We start from the raw sequence: 16210 nt of genomic DNA on the forward strand, positions 1-16210 counted from the left end.
CGGGTGCCCGGGCCGCCGTACGAGTGCTAGAAATCGCACATGCCGCAAGGATCCTCTCAGCCGCATCGCGTGGTGCTGGTCGTCGACGAGAACTCCAACCCCTTCGAGATGAGCTGCGCCATCGAGGTGTTCGGGCTGCGGCGGCCCGAGCTCGGGCGGGAGCTGTACGACTTCCGGCTGTGCGCGGACCGGGCCGAGACCCCTATGCGGGACGGGTTCTTCACGCTCACCGGGGTCGCGGGACTGGAGGCGGCGGAGGACGCGGACACGCTGATCGTGCCGAACCGTCCCGACACCGGCGTCCCGCGCTCCCCACGCGTACTCGATGCCGTGCGCCAGGCGTACGCGCGGGGCGCGCGGCTCGTGGGCTTCTGTTCGGGGGCGTTCACCATGGCCGAGGCCGGGCTGCTGGACGGGCGGCGGGCGGCCTGTCACTGGATGTGGGCGGAGGCGTTCCGGGCCCGGTTCCCCCAGGTACGGCTGGAACCGGACGTCCTCTTCGTCGACGACGGGGACATCCTCACCGCTTCCGGCAGCGCCTCGGCGCTCGACCTGGGGCTGCACATCGTGCGGAGGGACCACGGCGCCGAGATCGCCAACGCCGTCTCCCGGCGGCTGGTGTTCGCCTCGCACCGGGACGGCGGGCAGCGGCAGTTCGTGGAGCGGCCGGTGCCGGACGTGCCCGACGAGTCGCTCGCCCCGCTGCTGGCGTGGGCGCAGGAGCGGCTGGGGGAGCCGCTGTCGGTGGCGGATCTGGCAGCCCGCGCGGCGGTCTCCCCCGCGACGCTCCACCGGCGCTTCCGGGCCCAGCTCGGGACGACCCCACTGGCCTGGCTGACCGGGGAGAGGGTGGCGCTGGCCTGCCGGCTGATCGAGCGCGGCGAGGAGCGGCTCGACGTCGTGGCGGCACGCAGTGGGCTGGGTACGGCGGCCAATCTGCGCGCGCGGCTGCGGCAGGGGACGGGGCTCAGCCCGTCGGCGTACCGGCGGCGTTTCGGACCGGCCACCGGGGAGTCGCTGTCGGTCCAAGCGGGAGGACCGGCTTCAGAAAGCCAGTCGACCGCCTCTTCCCCGGCCGCACTCGTCGAGACCCCGGTCCGCAGCGCTCGGGCGGCGGGCGCGCCACGGGCCGACTTCCACCCCTAGGAGCTCGCCGTGGCCGCCCGGGGACAGCGGCCGTCCGGCTGACGACGCGGGTCCACCACGCCGTCCGCGTGGGCCGGTCATCCCATCAGCCCACGTCCCGCGTCCCGGGCCGGTGCCCGGGGAAACCGTAACGCCATGAGATTCCTCGTACGCGACCGGATCCTCGGCATCGGTGACGACTACTGGATCGAGGACGAGCACGGCAGCAAGGTGTTCCTCGTCGACGGCAAGGCGATGCGACTGCGGGACACCTTCGAGCTGAAGGACACGCAGGGGCGGGTCCTCATCGACATCCACCAGAAGATGCTCAGCCTGCGGAACACCATGGTGATCGAGCGGGACGGCGAGCCGCTGGCGCGGATCAAGCGCAAGCGGCTGTCCCTGCTGCGCAACCACTACCGGGTGTCCCTGGTGGACGGCACGGAGCTGGACGTCAGCGGCAAGATCCTGGACCGCGAGTTCGCCGTCGAGTACGACGGTGAGCTGCTGGCGGTGATCTCCCGGCGCTGGCTGCACGTCAGGGAGACGTACGGCGTGGACGTCGTACGGGATGACGCGGACCCGGCGCTGCTGATCGCGGTGGCGGTGTGCGTGATCCACCTGGCGGAGCAGGAGCGGGAGGACTAGGGGGTACGTTGGATCGCGCATCACCCGCCGGTCCAGGGTCTTCCTCAGCCGCGCGGGAGGCCAGGCGCGCGGCCACGGCCGTGTCGGGCGGGGCCCTCGGCCGGTTCATGCTCACCCGGGCCGCCGGTACCGCGCCGGAGGAGAAGAAGGCCCTGGAGGACGAACGGGACCGGCAGATCCGCGACACCGCCCTCGACACCTTGTACCCGGAGGGCTTGGCGGCCGACCGCAGGCACCCCGGGTCCGTTCCGGCGGAGGGCACCTCGCTGGGCAAGGGCAAGGGCAAGGCGCCCGACTACGCCAGGAGGGACGCCGGCGGCCGGGAGATGCTCACCAAGACCCTCCCCGGATCAGCGAGGCGGCTCCAGGCCCAGGACCCTGTCCTTGAGCGCCGGGAACTGTTCACGGGTCGTGGCGACCTTCGCCGGGTCGAACTCCACCGTGAGGACCTCCTCGCCGGCGCCCGCCTCGGCCAGTACCTCGCCCCACGGATCCACCACGATCGAGTGACCCGCCTGGGGAACTCCGGCGTGCGTCCCGGCCGTTCCACAGGCGAGCACGAACGCCTGGTTCTCGACCGCCCGCGCCTGGGCCAGCAGCGTCCAGTGCGCGCGACGGCGCTCGGGCCAGCCCGCCGGGAGCACCAGGGTCTCGGCGCCGGCGTCGACGAGCGCGCGGAAGAGTTCGGGGAAACGGAGGTCGTAGCAGGTGGCCACGCCGAGGGTGGTGCCGGGCAGACGGACCGTCACCAGGTCCCGGCCCGCACCCATCAGCACGGCCTCGCCCTTGTCGAAGCCGAAGCGGTGGATCTTGCGGTAGGCCGCGGCCAGGTCACCGGAGGGGGAGAAGACGAGAGAGGTGTTGTAGAGGGGGCCTTCCGGGTCTCGTTCCGGGATCGAGCCCGCGTGCAGCCACACGCCCGCGTCGCTCGCAGCCTTCGCCATCGCCTCGTACGTGGGGCCCTCGATCGGTTCGGCCTCCCGCCCGAACTCCTCGTAGGCGAAGGCACCCGTCGTCCACAGCTCGGGCAGCACGACCAGATCGGACCCGGCCTGGTCGCGGACCAGCGCGGCCACTCGGAGCCGCCGGTCTTCGACCGATTCGTCCTCTTCTACGGCGATCTGGATCAGCGAGGCGCGCACACTACCACCGTCCTGGCATTCGAGCCGTCCATACCGGGCCTACGATCGTCACACGAAAGCACTGCCGGGGTGCCTCACAGCAGCGTAACTTAGCGTTCCAAGACACCCGCCGACAGCAACGTCCCGCTGGCAACGCCGCCACAACCTGCCCGTGTACCGACCGCCGAGGGGTCCCGTTCCGTGAGTCTGCATCCCACCCTCCAGCCCTACGCCGACGCCTGGACCCACTCCATCGAAGCGATATCCGAACTGGTTCAGCCGCTCGTCGAGGGCGAGTGGAACCGGCGGACCCCGTGCCCGGGCTGGTCGGTCCGCGACGTCGTCTCGCATGTCATCGGCATGGACTGCGAGATGCTCGGCGACCCGCGTCCCATCCACACGCTGCCGCGCGACCTGTTCCACGTCACGAACGAGCACCAGCGCTACATGGAGATGCAGGTCGACGTCCGCCGGCACCACACCGCCCCGGAGATGACCTCGGAGCTGGAGTACACGGTCATCCGCCGCAACCGCCAGCTGCGCAACGAGTCCCGCGACCCCGGCCACAAGGTGCGCGGCCCGCTCGGCCGGGAGATCACGCTCGAAGAGGCCATGCGCGCCCGCGCGTTCGACGTGTGGGTGCACGAGCAGGACCTGCGCGCGGCCCTCGGCCGGCCGGGCAACCTGGACTCGCCCGGCGCGCACGTCGCCCGGGACGTGCTGCTCGAGGCGCTGCCCCGGGTGGTCGCGCACGACGCGCAGGCGCCCCGGAGTTCGGCGATCGTCTTCGACGTGCACGGGCCCGTGGAGTTCCTGCGCACCATACGCGTCGACATCCAGGGCCGCGGCACCCTGGAGAGCACGCCCGCGCTCGGCCCCGCCGCCACCCTCACCCTCGACTGGGAGACGTACGTCCGCCTGGCCTGCGGCCGGGTCACGCCGGAGGCCGTAGCCGACCGGGTGAAGGCCGAGGGGGAACCGGCTCTGACGGGGGCGATCCTGCGGAACTTCGCGGTGACGCCGTGACGGGGTGAGGCCGTGACGGGGTGAGGAGCCGGGAAATCCGGTGTCCCGGGCGGCCGGCGGAAATTAGCGTGGCCGCCATGACGACCGAAGACAGCCTTCCGCCCCGGCTCACCCGGCTCACCTTCCACGGCCCGCTCTCCGAGTCCCGGGCGGCGGCGATGGTGCGGCGGCTCGCCGGCCCGCGTCCCGCGACCGTGCTCGACATCGGCTGCGGGTGGGGCGAACTGATGCTCCGGGTGCTGGACGCCGTACCGGACGCCCGGGGTACCGGCATCGATGTGCGGGCCGAGGATCTGGCCCGCGGGCGGCTGAACGCCGGGGCGCGGGGGCTGGCCGACCGCGTGGAGTTCGTCGAGGAGTCCGCCCTGGGCACCGGGCGCGGCCCCGCCGACCTCGTGCTGTGCCTCGGCGCGAGCCAGGCGCTGAGCACGGCCGAGTCTTCCGCGCACACCACCGAAGCCCTGCGGGAGCTGCGCCGGCTGGTGACCGACGGCGGCCGGGTGGTGCTCGGGGAGGGCTTCTGGGAGCGGACGCCGACGCCGGCCGAGCTGTCGGGCATGTGGCCGGGTGCCTCCGCCGAGGACCACCACAGCCTGGCCCGGCTCGTCGACCTGGCCGTGGCGGCCGGGTTCCGGCCCGAGTGGACCGAGACGGCGAGCCCGGCCGAGTGGGGGGAGTTCGAGTCCGCGTACCAGGCGGACACCGAGGTGTGGCTCGCGAGCCACCCGGACCACCCACTCGCGGCCGGGACCCGCGAACGCCTGGACGGACACCGGGGGCAGTGGATGGGCTACCGGGGCGTCCTGGGCCTGGCGTACCTCACCCTCGTACCGGTGACCGGCTAGGGCCCGTCGCGAAAGTCCCGTCGTCCGCCCGAAGGGCGGGCCCGGCGCCCGCCGCGACGGGGGTGCCCCCGCGCGAGTGTGTTCGAGCGTGGGGCAGGCCTGGTGTCGCAGTCGGTGCGTGCCCTGGCGGCCCCGGCCGAAGGCTGGGGGAGGGACTTTTCGCGCCAGGCCCTGGGCCCTCTCGCTCGCGTCAGGCGGGTACGTGCACCGTCTCCACCCGGCTGGCGACCAGCCGTTCCCGCTCCCGGCGGGCCGCCCGGCCGCGCAGGCGCAGGATCTGGCTGACGCCGAGCGCCTGGAGGACGAAGACGGCGGAGAAGGCGATGGTGTAGTCGTCGCCGGTGGCGTCCAGGAGGACACCGATCGCGAACAGGGTCGTCATGGAGGCGACGAAACCGCCCATGTTGGTGATTCCGGAGGCGGTGCCCTGACGCTCCGGCGGGTTGGCGGGGCGGGCGAAGTCGAAGCCGAGCATCGACGCCGGGCCACAGGCGCCCAGCACCACGCACAGCACCAGCAGCAGCCACATGGGGGCGTGGTCGGCCGGACAGGCGAGGGTCGCCGCCCACATCACCGCCGTCGCCGCGACCGTGCCCAGCGCCAGCGGCAGCCGGGCCGCGTGGTGCCGGGCGACGACCTGACCGTAGACCAGGCCGATCACCATGTTCGACAGGACGACCAGGGTGAGCAGTTCACCGGCCGTGGCACGGCTGAGGCCCTGCGCCCGGACGAGGAAGGGCAGGCCCCACAGCAGCAGGAACACCATCGCCGGGAACTGGGTGGTGAAGTGCACCCAGAGGCCGAGGCGCGTGCCCGGCTCCCGCCAGGAGGCGGCGATCTGCCTGCGGACGTAGGCCGCGCCCCGGTGCGGGAAGGGCTCCGGCTCGCAGCCCTCGGGGTGGTCCTTGAGGAACAGCAGGACGAGAACCAGGACGACCGCGCCGGCGACCGCGCTGCCCGCGAACGCCGGGGTCCAGCCGACACCGTGCAGCAGCCGCGCCAGCACCAGCGTGGAGACCAGGTTGCCGGCCATCCCGGCCAGGCCCGCGAGCTGCGCGACGAGCGGCCCGCGCCGGGCCGGGAACCAGCGCGTGCCCAGCCGCAGCACGCTGATGAAGGTCATCGCGTCACCGCAGCCGAGCAGCGCGCGGGAGGCGAGCGCCGTGCCGTACGAGGGGGAGAACGCGAAGCCGAGCTGGCCCGCCGTGAACAGCACGACGCCGATGGTCAGCACCTTCTTCGTGCCGAGCCGGTCGACGAGCAGGCCCACGGGTATCTGCATGCCCGCGTACACCAGGAGCTGGAGGATCGAGAACGTCGACAGGGCGGAGGCGTTCACGTGGAAGCGCTCGGCCGCGTCGAGCCCGGCGACCCCCAGGGACGTACGGAAGATGACGGCGACGAAGTAGACCGAGACGCCGATGGACCACACGGCGACGGCGCGGCGGCCGCCCGGCGGGTCCCCCGGAAGGGTGGTGTGGGCGCTCGTGGCGCTCATCGGACCTCCCCCCGCGCGAGGTGCGAGAACCAGCTCACGTGCCGGTGCACGACCGCCACCGCCGCTTCCGCGTCCCCCGAGCGCAGTGCCTCGAGGATCTCCTCGTGTTCGGTGAGGGTCTTGGCGATCCGGTCGGGGTGGGAGTGCATCACGGCGACGCCCATCCGCAGCTGGCGGTCGCGCAGCTGGTCGTAGAGGCGGGAGAGGATCTCGTTGCCGCCGCTGCGCACGATCTCGGCGTGGAAGCAGCGGTCGGTGACCGCGGCCGCGGCCAGGTCTCCGGCGGCGGCCTGCGCCTTCTGCTGCGCGAGCAGCTCCTCGAGCCGCTCGATCAGCCCGGGCCCGGCGGGTACGGCCTTGCGCGCCGCGTGCTCCTCCACCAGCTGCCGGGTCTCCACCACGTCGGCGATCTCCTGCGCGGAGACGGGCAGCACCAGGGCGCCCTTCTTCGGGTAGAGCTTGATCAGCCCCTCCGCCTCCAGGCGCAGCAGCGCCTCGCGCACCGGCGTGCGGGAGACACCCACGGCCTCGGCCAGCTCGCCCTCGGTGAGCAGGATGCCGCCCTCGTAACGACGGTCCAGGACGCCTTGCTTGACGTGGGTGTAGACGCGGTCGGCGGCGGGTGGCTGCTTGAGGGGTGCGGGCGGGGCGACGGACGGCACTGGTGGCATGTGCACATCTTAGATACAACACGTACACGCAGCCCTTCCCCGTCCACCATGCGGACCCCGCGTGTCCCGGCGGCATCCCGGGCGTCACCCATCTCACATCCGGAATGGGGAACCCCCCGAGAAGCCACACAACCTTCTGTGCTACTTACGTGTCAGACACGTGCGGCCCCACTCCTGTGCCACCTCAACTCGGCCGCATTATCTAGGGCATTCGAGACAATCGGGGTATTTACTTGATTACCGGCATTAAGGGCATCCGCATCCGCCGAGCCGCAGCCGTCGCCGTCACCTCCGGCGCGCTGCTCGCCACGGGCGCCCTCACCGCGGCACCCGCGCAGGCCGTCACCACGCCCTCGATCGTGGCCAAGGGCGGCTACCTCATGAACAACGCCAACGCCACGACGCTGTTCACCAAGAAGGCGGACACCCAGCTTCCCACGGGATCCACCACGAAGATCATGACCGCCAAGGTCGTGCTCGCGCAGTCGAACCTCAACCTCGACGCCAAGGTCACCATCCAGAAGGCCTACAGCGACTACGTCGTCGCCAAGAACGCCTCCCAGGCGCACCTGATCGTCGGCGACAAGGTGACCGTCCGTCAGCTGCTCTACGGCCTGATGCTGCCCTCCGGCTGCGACGCCGCCTACGCGCTGGCCGACAAGTACGGTTCCGGCTCCACCCGCGCCAAGCGCGTGGCCAACTTCATCGGCAAGATGAACACCGCCGCCAAGAACCTGGGCCTGACGCACACGCACTTCGACTCGTTCGACGGCATCGGCAACGGCAACAACCTCTCGACGCCGCGCGACCTGACGAAGATCGCCAGCAGCGCGATGAAGAACTCCACGTTCCGCACGATCGTCAAGACGAAGTCGTACACGGCCAAGACGATCACCAAGACCGGCAGCACCCGCACGATGAACCCGTGGACCAACACCAACGGGCTCCTCAGCAGCTACAGCGGCACCATCGGCGTGAAGACCGGCTCCGGCCCCGAGGCCAAGTACTGCCTGGTCTTCGCCGCGACCCGGAACGGCAAGACGGTCATCGGCACCGTCCTCGCCTCCTCCTCCATCGCCCAGCGCGAGTCGGACGCGAAGAAGATCATGAACTACGGCTTCGCCAAGCTCGGCTGACGCCCTCGCGGAGTACGGGCCCGTCGCGGTGAGCGGCGGGCCCTTCGCATGTCCGGCACTCAGCCCAGGCCGGGCAGCCGCCGCAGTTCACCGACCTTCAGAAGCCGGCCGAGTACGAGGTACACGACCGCCAGGACGAGCGTCCCTGCGAGGACGGCGAGCGCCGCCGGTACGGTGCCCGTGCCCAGGGCGGTGCCGCAGGACCGCGCGGCCGCCCAGCCCGCCCCCGCCGCGCAGGCCGCCGCGGTCAGCAGCTTGGTGTAGGTGACCCGCACGGTTCCGTCGTCGAGCCGGCCACTGGCCTTTCTCGCCAGCAGGCGGGCGGTGAGGGCGAGTCCGGCCAGGTAGGACAGGGTGTAGGCGCCGGCCATGCCGGTGACCGCCAGACGGGTGGGCAAGAGCAGGTGGCAGGCGGTGACGAGGGCGATGTTCCACGCCCCGATCCACACCGCCATGAGGAACGGCGTACGGGTGTCCTCGAAGGCGTAGAAGCCGCGCAGCAGCAGGTACTGGGCCGAGAACGGGATCAGGCCGAGACCGAACGCCTGGAGCATGTGGCCCATCGGCCGGGCGGAGGCCGGGTCGGCGGCACCGTGCGCGAAGATCAGCGTGGTGATCTGCGGGCCCAGCGCGAGGAAGAGGAAGGCCGTCGGCACGATGACGACCCCGCTGATCCGCAGCGATCGGGACAGGTCGGAGCGCAGGTCGGTGATCCGGCCCTCGGCGACGGCCTTGCTCATGCGCGGCAGCAGTGCGGTGACCAGGGAGACCGTGACGATGGACTGGGGCAGCAACCAGATGGTCTGTGCGTAGCTGTACGCGGTGTAACCCACGTCGGAGTCCGGCAGCTCCTGATCGGCGGCGGCGGCGAAGTGGGTGACCACGGCGAGGGCGACCTGGTTGGCCAGGACGAAGAGCAGTGTCCACTTGGCCGCGTGGATGCCGGAACCCAGTCCCGTACCGCGCCAGTCGAACCGGGGACGAAAGCGGAAGCCGGCGGCGCGGGCGAAGGGGATCAGCGCGAGGGCCTGGACCGCTATCCCGGCCGTGGTTCCGACGCCGAGCCAGCGCACCTGCGTGTCTGTGATATCCGCGACCGACTTCGGCACGGTCATCAGGCTCAGATAGCCGCCGAACATCGCCAGCAGCACGATGTTGTTGAGCACCGGCGTCCACATCATCGCGCCGAACTTCTCGCGGGCGTTGAGAACCTGGCCGTAGATCGAGAAGAGGCCGTAGAAGAAGATCTGCGGCAGCAGGAACCGGGCGAAGACCACGGTGAGCCGGAACGCCTGGTGGCCGTCGGGGGTGTCAGGCATGTAGATGCGCACGATCAGCGGCGCCGCCCACACCGCGAGTGCCGTTCCGACGGCCAGCACGGTGACGACCAGAGTCACCAGACGCTGCTCGTAGGCCTTTCCGCCGTCGGGATCGGTCTTACGCGCCCGGACGAGCTGCGGCACGAGGACCGCGTTGAGCGCGCCGCCGATCAGCAGCGTGTACAGGCTGGTGTGGGTACGGTGTTGGCGGTGTTGTACGTGGTGGCCAGCAGCCCGTTGCCGAGCGCCGCGCCCTGCAGAGCCGTCCGGATCAGCCCGGTCGCCCGGGATACGACGGTGCCGACGGCCATGAGCGCGGAGGAGCGTGCGAGTCCGCCCTTGTCCTTGTCACGCCGTTTGGCGTGCCGCGCTCTGCTGTTGTTTAACTCCGTCACCATGTGTTCAGAATAAGTCAGTTGAGATCACTGACGCTCAAGTGCCGTGTGGGTCAGCAATATTGCTGATCTTCGCTCGCAATCGTGAATATCCGGGTCCGAGTTGGCATATTCGATTTGCTCCGCTCTACGTTCCGCAGCGGAGGTGGTTCACATGATCGAACCAAGCAAGCGCCACGACTCTGCCGAACGGCACGAGGCGATCGACATCAGCGACTTCGTGTACGCGGCGACCGGCGCCCGGGTGCGGCGGCTGACGATGCCGGACGGGAGCCATTGGTTTCCGGCGGTGGATGTCTGCAAGGAGCTGGGGTACACCACGACCCGAAAGGCCCTGACGGACCATGTCCCGGAGGACCATCGAGAGAGTCTTGAGACAGTGACTGGAAGTCACTCTCTCAGCGTTCCCGCAGGTAGGGAGTGGCGCCGAGACTTGCAGCTCATCGATCTCCAGGGCCTGATCCGCCTCGTCCAGGCCTGCACGAAACCCTCCTGCGAGCCCTTCAAGCAGTGGGCCGCCGAGGTGATCGAGACAGTTCAGCGGGAGGGTTCCTACACTCTCGAAGAGGCCGAGGTGCAGCCCCTCGACCCCGGCGCTCCGGTCGTGTACGCCATGCCGGACCAGGTCGCGGAGGCCATCGTCCGGCTCGAGGCGCACAACCTCCAGCTGGACGAGCAGCTTGCGAACGCACAGCAGGAATCGCTCGCGCTGCAGAAGGAGACAGTCACGCTGCAGAGGGAGATGCTGACCACCCAGCAGGCCACACTCGCCGTGCAGCAGGCCATGGTCCGGGCGATGGAACGCATCGCGGACCGGCTCGACGCTCTCGTCCTCGAACGTCGGGCGCCCGGCGGCCGCCTCACGGCGCTGCCCACCACGGAATCCCTGCTGGCGGACTGGCGGCACCGGTTGTCCGTGACCGAGGACGTATGGACGGTGGCCGTGGTGATCGCCCCGGTCCTCGTCGAGCAGGGTGAGCTCCGCGAGCCGCTCGAATCGATCGCGGCCCGTACGGGACTTCCGGTGCGCCGCGTCAACGAGTGCCTGCGCCTGCTGCAGAAGCACGCCTGCATCCGTTCGCAGGGTGCGGCGGAAAACGGAGCGCCGGTGTACGTGCTCAACCAGGCCTGAGAGGCCCTTAGTGAGAAAGACGGAGGGGGCGGTCGCAAGACGAAGTTGCGGCCGTCACCTCCGAGTCTTCGAGGTTACCCTGTGACGCTCGTCACGCCCAAGTGATCAACCGCTTCGGCTGCTCCAGCACCGCCGCCACATCCGCCAGCACCTTGGAGCCCAGCTCGCCGTCGACCAGGCGGTGGTCGAAGGAGAGGGCCAGGGTGGTGACCTGGCGGGGCTTCACCTTGCCCTTGTGGACCCACGGCTGGAGCTTGATCGCGCCGACCGCCAGGATCGCGGACTCGCCCGGGTTGAGGATCGGCGTGCCGGTGTCGACGCCGAAGACGCCGACGTTGGTGATGGTGACCGTGCCGCCCTGCATGGCCGCGGGGGAGGTCTTGCCCTCGCGGGCCGTGGCGACCAGCTCGCCGAGCGCCTCGGCCAGCTGCGGCAGCGTCTTGGCGTGCGCGTCCTTGATGTTCGGGACGATCAGACCCCGGGGGGTGGCGGCCGCGATGCCCAGGTTGACGTAGTGCTTGAGCACGATCTCCTGGTTCGCCTCGTCCCAGGACGCGTTGATGTCCGGGTTGCGCTTGATGGCGACCAGCAGGGCCTTGGCGACCAGCAGGAGCGGGTTGACCCGCAGGCCCTGCATGTCCTTGTCCTGCTTGAGCTCCTCGACCAGCTTCATCGTGCGTGTGACGTCGACCGTCACGAACTCCGTGACGTGCGGTGCCGTGAACGCCGAGCCGACCATGGCCTGCGCGGTGGCCTTGCGGACGCCCTTGACCGGGACGCGGGTCTCGCGGGCCGTGTCGTACGTCGCGACCGGCGCCGGGGGAACGGCGGGTACGGACACGGGCGCGGCCGTCACCGGCGCGGGGGCCGCTGCCGCCGGGGCCGCGGCCGCGTGGACGTCCTCGCGCGTGATGATGCCGTCGGGGCCGGACGGGGTGACCGTGGCCAGGTCGACGCCCAGGTCCTTGGCGAGCTTGCGCACCGGCGGCTTGGCCAGCGGGCGGGGCTTCGCGGCCGCGGGCCCGTGGCCGTTCAGCTCCGACTGGACCGCCGCCGAGGCCTGGGGGACCGCGACCTCCGGGCCCTTGCGGGGGCGCCGCTTGGTCGAGGAGGCGGCGACGCCGTAGCCGACCAGTACCGGCTGGCGGCCCGAGCCCTCGGTCTTCGGCTCCTCCGGCTTCTTCTCCTCGGGCGCGGCAGCGGGCGCGGCAGCGGGCGCCGGTGCCTCGGCGGGCGCGCCGCCCGCCACGTCCACCGCGATGATGGCCGTGCCCACGTCCACCGTGGTGCCCTCGGGGAAGCGCAGTTCGCGGACCACTCCGTCGTACGGGATGGGCAGTTCGACGGCCGCCTTGGCGGTCTCGACCTCGCACACCACCTGGCCGTCGGAGACCGTGTCACCCGGCTGGACGTACCACTTGAGGATCTCGGCCTCGGTCAGGCCCTCGCCGACATCCGGCATCTTGAACTCACGCACGGATGCTTCCGTCATCGTCGTCACGACCCTCTCCTCAGTACGCCAGGGCGCGGTCGACGGCGTCGAGCACCCGGTCCAGGCCCGGCAGGTACTCCTCCTCCAGGCGGGCCGGCGGGTACGGGGCGTGGTAGCCGCCGACCCTGAGCACCGGGGCCTCCAGGTGGTAGAAGCAGCGCTCGGTGATCCGGGCGGCGATCTCCGCGCCGGAGCCGAAGAACACCGGTGCCTCGTGGACCACGACCAGGCGGCGGGTCTTCTCCACCGAGGCCTGGATGGAGTCGAAGTCGATCGGGGAGACCGAGCGCAGGTCCAGGACCTCCAGGTTCTTGCCCTCCTCGGCGGCCGCGGCGGCGACCTCCTGGCAGAGCTTGACCATGGGACCGTAGGCGGCGAGGGTCAGGTCGGTGCCCTCTCGGACCACCTGCGCCTTGTGCAGCGGGCCGGGGATCGCCTCGGTGCTGACCTCGGCCTTGTCCCAGTAGCGCCGCTTCGGCTCGAAGTAGATCACCGGGTCGTCGCTCTGGATGGCCTGCTGCATCATCCAGTAGGCGTCCGAGGCGTTGGACGGGGAGACGATCTTCAGACCGGCGACGTGCGCGAACAGCGCCTCCGGCGACTCGGAGTGGTGCTCCACCGCGCCGATGCCGCCGCCGTAGGGGATGCGCACGACGACCGGGAGCTTGACCTTGCCGAGCGAGCGGGCGTGCATCTTCGCGAGCTGCGTGACGATCTGGTCGTACGCCGGGAAGACGAAGCCGTCGAACTGGATCTCCACCACCGGGCGGTAGCCGCGCAGGGCCAGCCCGATCGCCGTGCCGACGATGCCCGACTCGGCCAGCGGGGTGTCGATGACGCGGCTCTCGCCGAAGTCCTTCTGGAGGCCGTCGGTCACCCGGAACACACCGCCGAGCTTGCCGACGTCCTCGCCCATGATGATGACCTTGGGGTCCGCCTCCAGGGCGCGCCGCAGCGACTCGTTGATCGCCTTGGCCAGGGGCAGGTTCTTCACCGTCTCCACTGCCATGATCAGACCCCCTCTCCAGCGGCGAGGCCGCTGTCCGACTCCGTGGCGAACGACGCCTGGTAGGCGGCGAACTGGGCGCGCTCCTCGTCGACGAGCGCGTGCCCGTCCGCGTACACGTTCTCGAAGATCGCGAAGTGGTCCGGGTCCGGCATGGCGCGGACCGCTTCGCGCACTCGCCTGCCCAACGTCTCGCTCTCGGTCTCGAGTTCCGCGAAGAATCCCTCGTCCGCGTGGTTTGAGGCCTCGAGGAACCGGCGAAGACGCAGGATCGGGTCCTTCGCCTCCCAGGCCTCACGCTCCTCGTCGGCCCGGTACTTGCTCGGGTCGTCCGAGGTGGTGTGGGCGCCCATGCGGTACGTGTACGCCTCGACCAGGGTGGGGCCCTCGCCGCCGCGGGCGCGCTCCAGCGCCCACTTGGTGACCGCGAGGCAGGCCAGTACGTCGTTGCCGTCGACGCGGACGCCGGGGAAGCCGTAGCCCTGCGCGCGCTGGTAGAGCGGGACGCGGGTCTGCTTCTCGGTCGGCTCGGAGATCGCCCACTGGTTGTTCTGGCAGAAGAACACCACCGGGGCGTTGTAGACCGCGGAGAAGGTGAACGATTCAGCGACGTCGCCCTGGCTGGAGGCGCCGTCGCCGAAGTAGGCGATGACCGCCGAGTCCGCGCCGTCCTTGGCGATGCCCATCGCGTAGCCGGTGGCGTGCAGCGTCTGGGAGCCGATGACGATCGTGTACAGGTGGAAGTTGTTGCCGTTCGGGTCCCAGCCGCCGTTGTTCACACCGCGGAACATGCCGAGCAGGTTGGTCGGGTCGACCCCGCGGCACCAGGCGACGCCGTGCTCGCGGTAGGTCGGGAAGACGTAGTCGTCGTCGCGCAGGGCGCGGCCGGAGCCGATCTGGGCGGCCTCCTGGCCGAGCAGCGAGGCCCACAGGCCGAGCTCGCCCTGGCGCTGGAGGGCGGTGGCCTCGGCGTCGAAGCGGCGGGTGAGCACCATGTCGCGGTACAGGCCGCGCAGCTCTTCGGGCGTGATGCCGGCGACGTACTTGTCGTACTCGGCGTGCTTGACCCGCTTGCCCTCGGGGGTCAGCAGCTGCACGAGCTCCGGGTCGGCGCTCTTCTGGGCGGTGGTGCGAGTGGTGCGCTTGGTGCCGGTGGTGCCGGCCTTGCTTCCGGCGCTGCGTCGCGGCTGGCGCGCGGCAGTGCTGTCCACGGTCACGTGTGCTCCTCCGTCGGTCCGGCCCCCGGGGTTGCCGGTAGGCCAGTGCGGCTCACCTGTTTTCGACCACCGGGCACGGGGTGGGTGCCACTCGGCCGGGAACAGGCGTGACAGGTGCCCCGGCGAGCGCCCTGCAACGGTCACGTTACCCAGTGCGCCACATTTCTGTGAAACCCCTCCTGACCTGCCATTTTGCTTGGATTTCCAAGTAAATCGGTCAGGACCGGAAGGATGCTGGTCACAGCCTTGCAGGAGGCCGGAGCAACGGCACGTTATCCCGCTCACCCAGGTCACGGGAAGAGTCGGTGTCGCGCGCCGGCCACCGGCGCCGGGCGGCCGGGCGCATCTTTTCGGACGACGGAGGCACGGCGGGCACGGTGCCGCACACCTGACGCAGGCGTGACGCAGTCGTGACCGAAAGCGACCGCCCGCGACTGCCTGTGACAAGGCCCAGCTCACGGGCTCTTGCGTTGCCCTACCATCTGGCGCGTGCCGCGCTCATGTGTACCCCCCCTCGTACCCCACGCGCCCCCTCTGGGCGCCCTGCTGCGCCTTTATGCCGCCGGTTCCGCCGTCACCTGCGAGCCCGTCGACCAGGGTCTGCTCAACCGCGGCTACCGCGTGTGCACCACCCGCGGCCGCTACTTCCTCAAGCACCACTTCGACCCGGACACCGCCGACCCGGCCGCGATCGAACGCCGGCACCGGGCCACCCAGCGCCTGGCCGCCCTCGGCGTCCCCGTCGCCCAGCCGCTCGCCCACCGCGACGGACGCACGGTCGCCGTCGTCGGCGGCCACGCCTACGCCCTGTACCCCTGGATCGACGGCAGGCACCGCCACGGCGGCCAGCTCACCCCCGGCCAGTGCGCCCGGCTCGGGGCGCTCCTGGGCGCGGTGCACGCCTGCCTAGAGCGTGTGATGCCCCCCAAGGGGCGTACCCGCCCCGCCACGAGCCCCCATCCGGTGAAGAGCGCCGACCCCGCCGACACGTTCGCCCTCATCGACGACCTGCTCGCCCACGTCCGCCGCCACCGCCCCTTCGACGCCTTCGACGAACTGGCCCGCCACCGGCTGCTGGAACGCCGGGAACTGCTGGAGCGGCACGTCGACCGGCGCCCGCCGCGCGGCGGCCCGGTGGGCTGGGTGCACGGCGACTTCCACCCCTTCAACCTGCTCTACAAGGGCGATGCGCCGGCCGCGATCGTCGACTGGGACCGGCTCGGCGTGCAGCCCCGCGCGGAGGAGGCCGTCCGCGCCGCCGCGATCTTCTTCGTACGGCCCATGGGAGCCCTCGACCTGCCGAAAGTGCGGGCGTACGCGCGCGCGTACCGGCGCGCGGCCGGGGCCACGCCCTCCGAACTGGCCGCGGCGGTGCACCGGGTGTGGTGGGAGCGCCTCAACGACTTCTGGATGCTGCGCTGGCACTACGAACGCGGCGACACCCGCGCCGACCCGCAGTTCCCGGCGGCCTCGGCGCTCGCCGTGTGGTGGACGCGGGAGTACGACGCGGTGTGCGACGCGTTCGTGGAGTGACGCGGCGCGGCCGGTCGCGGCTCAGTGGGCCGGCGCACCCGCGTCA

At 71.0% G+C, this 16210-nt stretch carries 13 protein-coding genes and 1 pseudogene; 7 read left to right on the top strand and 7 right to left on the bottom strand.

Going from position 1 to position 16210, the window contains the following annotated elements:
* Positions 1–39: 39 nt before the first annotated feature.
* Positions 40–1146, top strand: a complete 1107-nt coding sequence (locus tag ACFY01_RS22155) for a GlxA family transcriptional regulator (protein WP_390737425.1) — start codon at positions 40–42, stop codon at positions 1144–1146.
* Positions 1147–1281: 135 nt separating this feature from the next.
* A complete protein-coding gene (locus tag ACFY01_RS22160) occupies positions 1282–1773 on the top strand; it encodes an LURP-one-related family protein (RefSeq protein WP_361442262.1) in 492 nt (163 codons plus the stop codon).
* A gap of 350 nt (positions 1774–2123) precedes the next feature.
* Here the strand turns inward: ACFY01_RS22160 and ACFY01_RS22165 are convergent, their stop codons facing one another.
* On the bottom strand, positions 2124–2915 hold the full coding sequence (locus tag ACFY01_RS22165; protein ID WP_390737426.1) for a carbon-nitrogen family hydrolase: 792 nt from the start codon (positions 2913–2915) through the stop codon (positions 2124–2126).
* A 180-nt stretch (positions 2916–3095) separates the two neighbouring features.
* Here ACFY01_RS22165 and ACFY01_RS22170 point away from each other — a divergent pair, with 180 nt between their 5' ends.
* Together ACFY01_RS22170 and ACFY01_RS22175 are read left to right on the top strand one after the other, a co-directional pair.
* Positions 3096–3920, top strand: a complete 825-nt coding sequence (locus ACFY01_RS22170; protein ID WP_390737427.1) for a maleylpyruvate isomerase family mycothiol-dependent enzyme — start codon at positions 3096–3098, stop codon at positions 3918–3920.
* A gap of 77 nt (positions 3921–3997) precedes the next feature.
* On the top strand, positions 3998–4765 hold the full coding sequence (locus ACFY01_RS22175) for an SAM-dependent methyltransferase (protein ID WP_390737428.1): 768 nt from the start codon (positions 3998–4000) through the stop codon (positions 4763–4765).
* Positions 4766–4955: 190 nt separating this feature from the next.
* Here the strand turns inward: ACFY01_RS22175 and ACFY01_RS22180 are convergent, their stop codons facing one another.
* Complete coding sequence (locus tag ACFY01_RS22180) at positions 4956–6263, bottom strand: nitrate/nitrite transporter (protein WP_390737429.1); 1308 nt, start codon at positions 6261–6263, stop codon at positions 4956–4958.
* Entirely contained in the window at positions 6260–6934 is a 675-nt protein-coding gene (locus tag ACFY01_RS22185) for a GntR family transcriptional regulator (RefSeq protein WP_390737430.1), read from the bottom strand. The genes ACFY01_RS22180 and ACFY01_RS22185 overlap by 4 nt, the downstream gene beginning before the upstream one ends.
* 233 nt (positions 6935–7167) lie before the next feature.
* On the opposite strand from ACFY01_RS22185, the gene ACFY01_RS22190 reads away from it, so the two are divergent.
* A complete protein-coding gene (locus ACFY01_RS22190; protein WP_390737431.1) occupies positions 7168–8070 on the top strand; it encodes a D-alanyl-D-alanine carboxypeptidase family protein in 903 nt (300 codons plus the stop codon).
* A gap of 59 nt (positions 8071–8129) precedes the next feature.
* Here the strand turns inward: ACFY01_RS22190 and murJ are convergent.
* Positions 8130–9700 (bottom strand): annotated as a pseudogene (gene murJ, locus ACFY01_RS22195) (murein biosynthesis integral membrane protein MurJ).
* A 238-nt stretch (positions 9701–9938) separates the two neighbouring features.
* Between murJ and ACFY01_RS22200 the strand changes: the two are divergent.
* Positions 9939–10916, top strand: coding sequence for a Bro-N domain-containing protein (locus ACFY01_RS22200; protein ID WP_390737432.1), 978 nt, complete (start codon positions 9939–9941; stop codon positions 10914–10916).
* A 91-nt stretch (positions 10917–11007) separates the two neighbouring features.
* Here the strand turns inward: ACFY01_RS22200 and ACFY01_RS22205 are convergent, their stop codons facing one another.
* Genes ACFY01_RS22205 through pdhA form a run of 3 tightly spaced genes read right to left on the bottom strand, consistent with a single transcriptional unit; the run spans position 11008 to position 14631 of the window.
* On the bottom strand, positions 11008–12417 hold the full coding sequence (locus ACFY01_RS22205) for a dihydrolipoamide acetyltransferase family protein (RefSeq protein WP_390737433.1): 1410 nt from the start codon (positions 12415–12417) through the stop codon (positions 11008–11010).
* Between the two features lie 10 nt (positions 12418–12427).
* Positions 12428–13417, bottom strand: a complete 990-nt coding sequence (locus tag ACFY01_RS22210) for an alpha-ketoacid dehydrogenase subunit beta (protein ID WP_390737434.1) — start codon at positions 13415–13417, stop codon at positions 12428–12430.
* A 2-nt stretch (positions 13418–13419) separates the two neighbouring features.
* Entirely contained in the window at positions 13420–14631 is a 1212-nt protein-coding gene (gene pdhA / locus ACFY01_RS22215; RefSeq protein WP_390737435.1) for a pyruvate dehydrogenase (acetyl-transferring) E1 component subunit alpha, read from the bottom strand.
* 489 nt (positions 14632–15120) lie between these two features.
* Between pdhA and ACFY01_RS22220 the strand changes: the two genes are divergently transcribed.
* Positions 15121–16164 carry a phosphotransferase gene (locus ACFY01_RS22220; protein ID WP_390737436.1) on the top strand — a complete coding sequence of 348 codons (1044 nt, stop codon included), beginning with the start codon at positions 15121–15123 and terminating at the stop codon, positions 16162–16164.
* Positions 16165–16210 lie beyond the last annotated feature (46 nt).

The organism is Streptomyces sp. NPDC001480 (assembly GCF_042894725.1).
Taxonomy (GTDB): domain Bacteria; phylum Actinomycetota; class Actinomycetes; order Streptomycetales; family Streptomycetaceae; genus Streptomyces.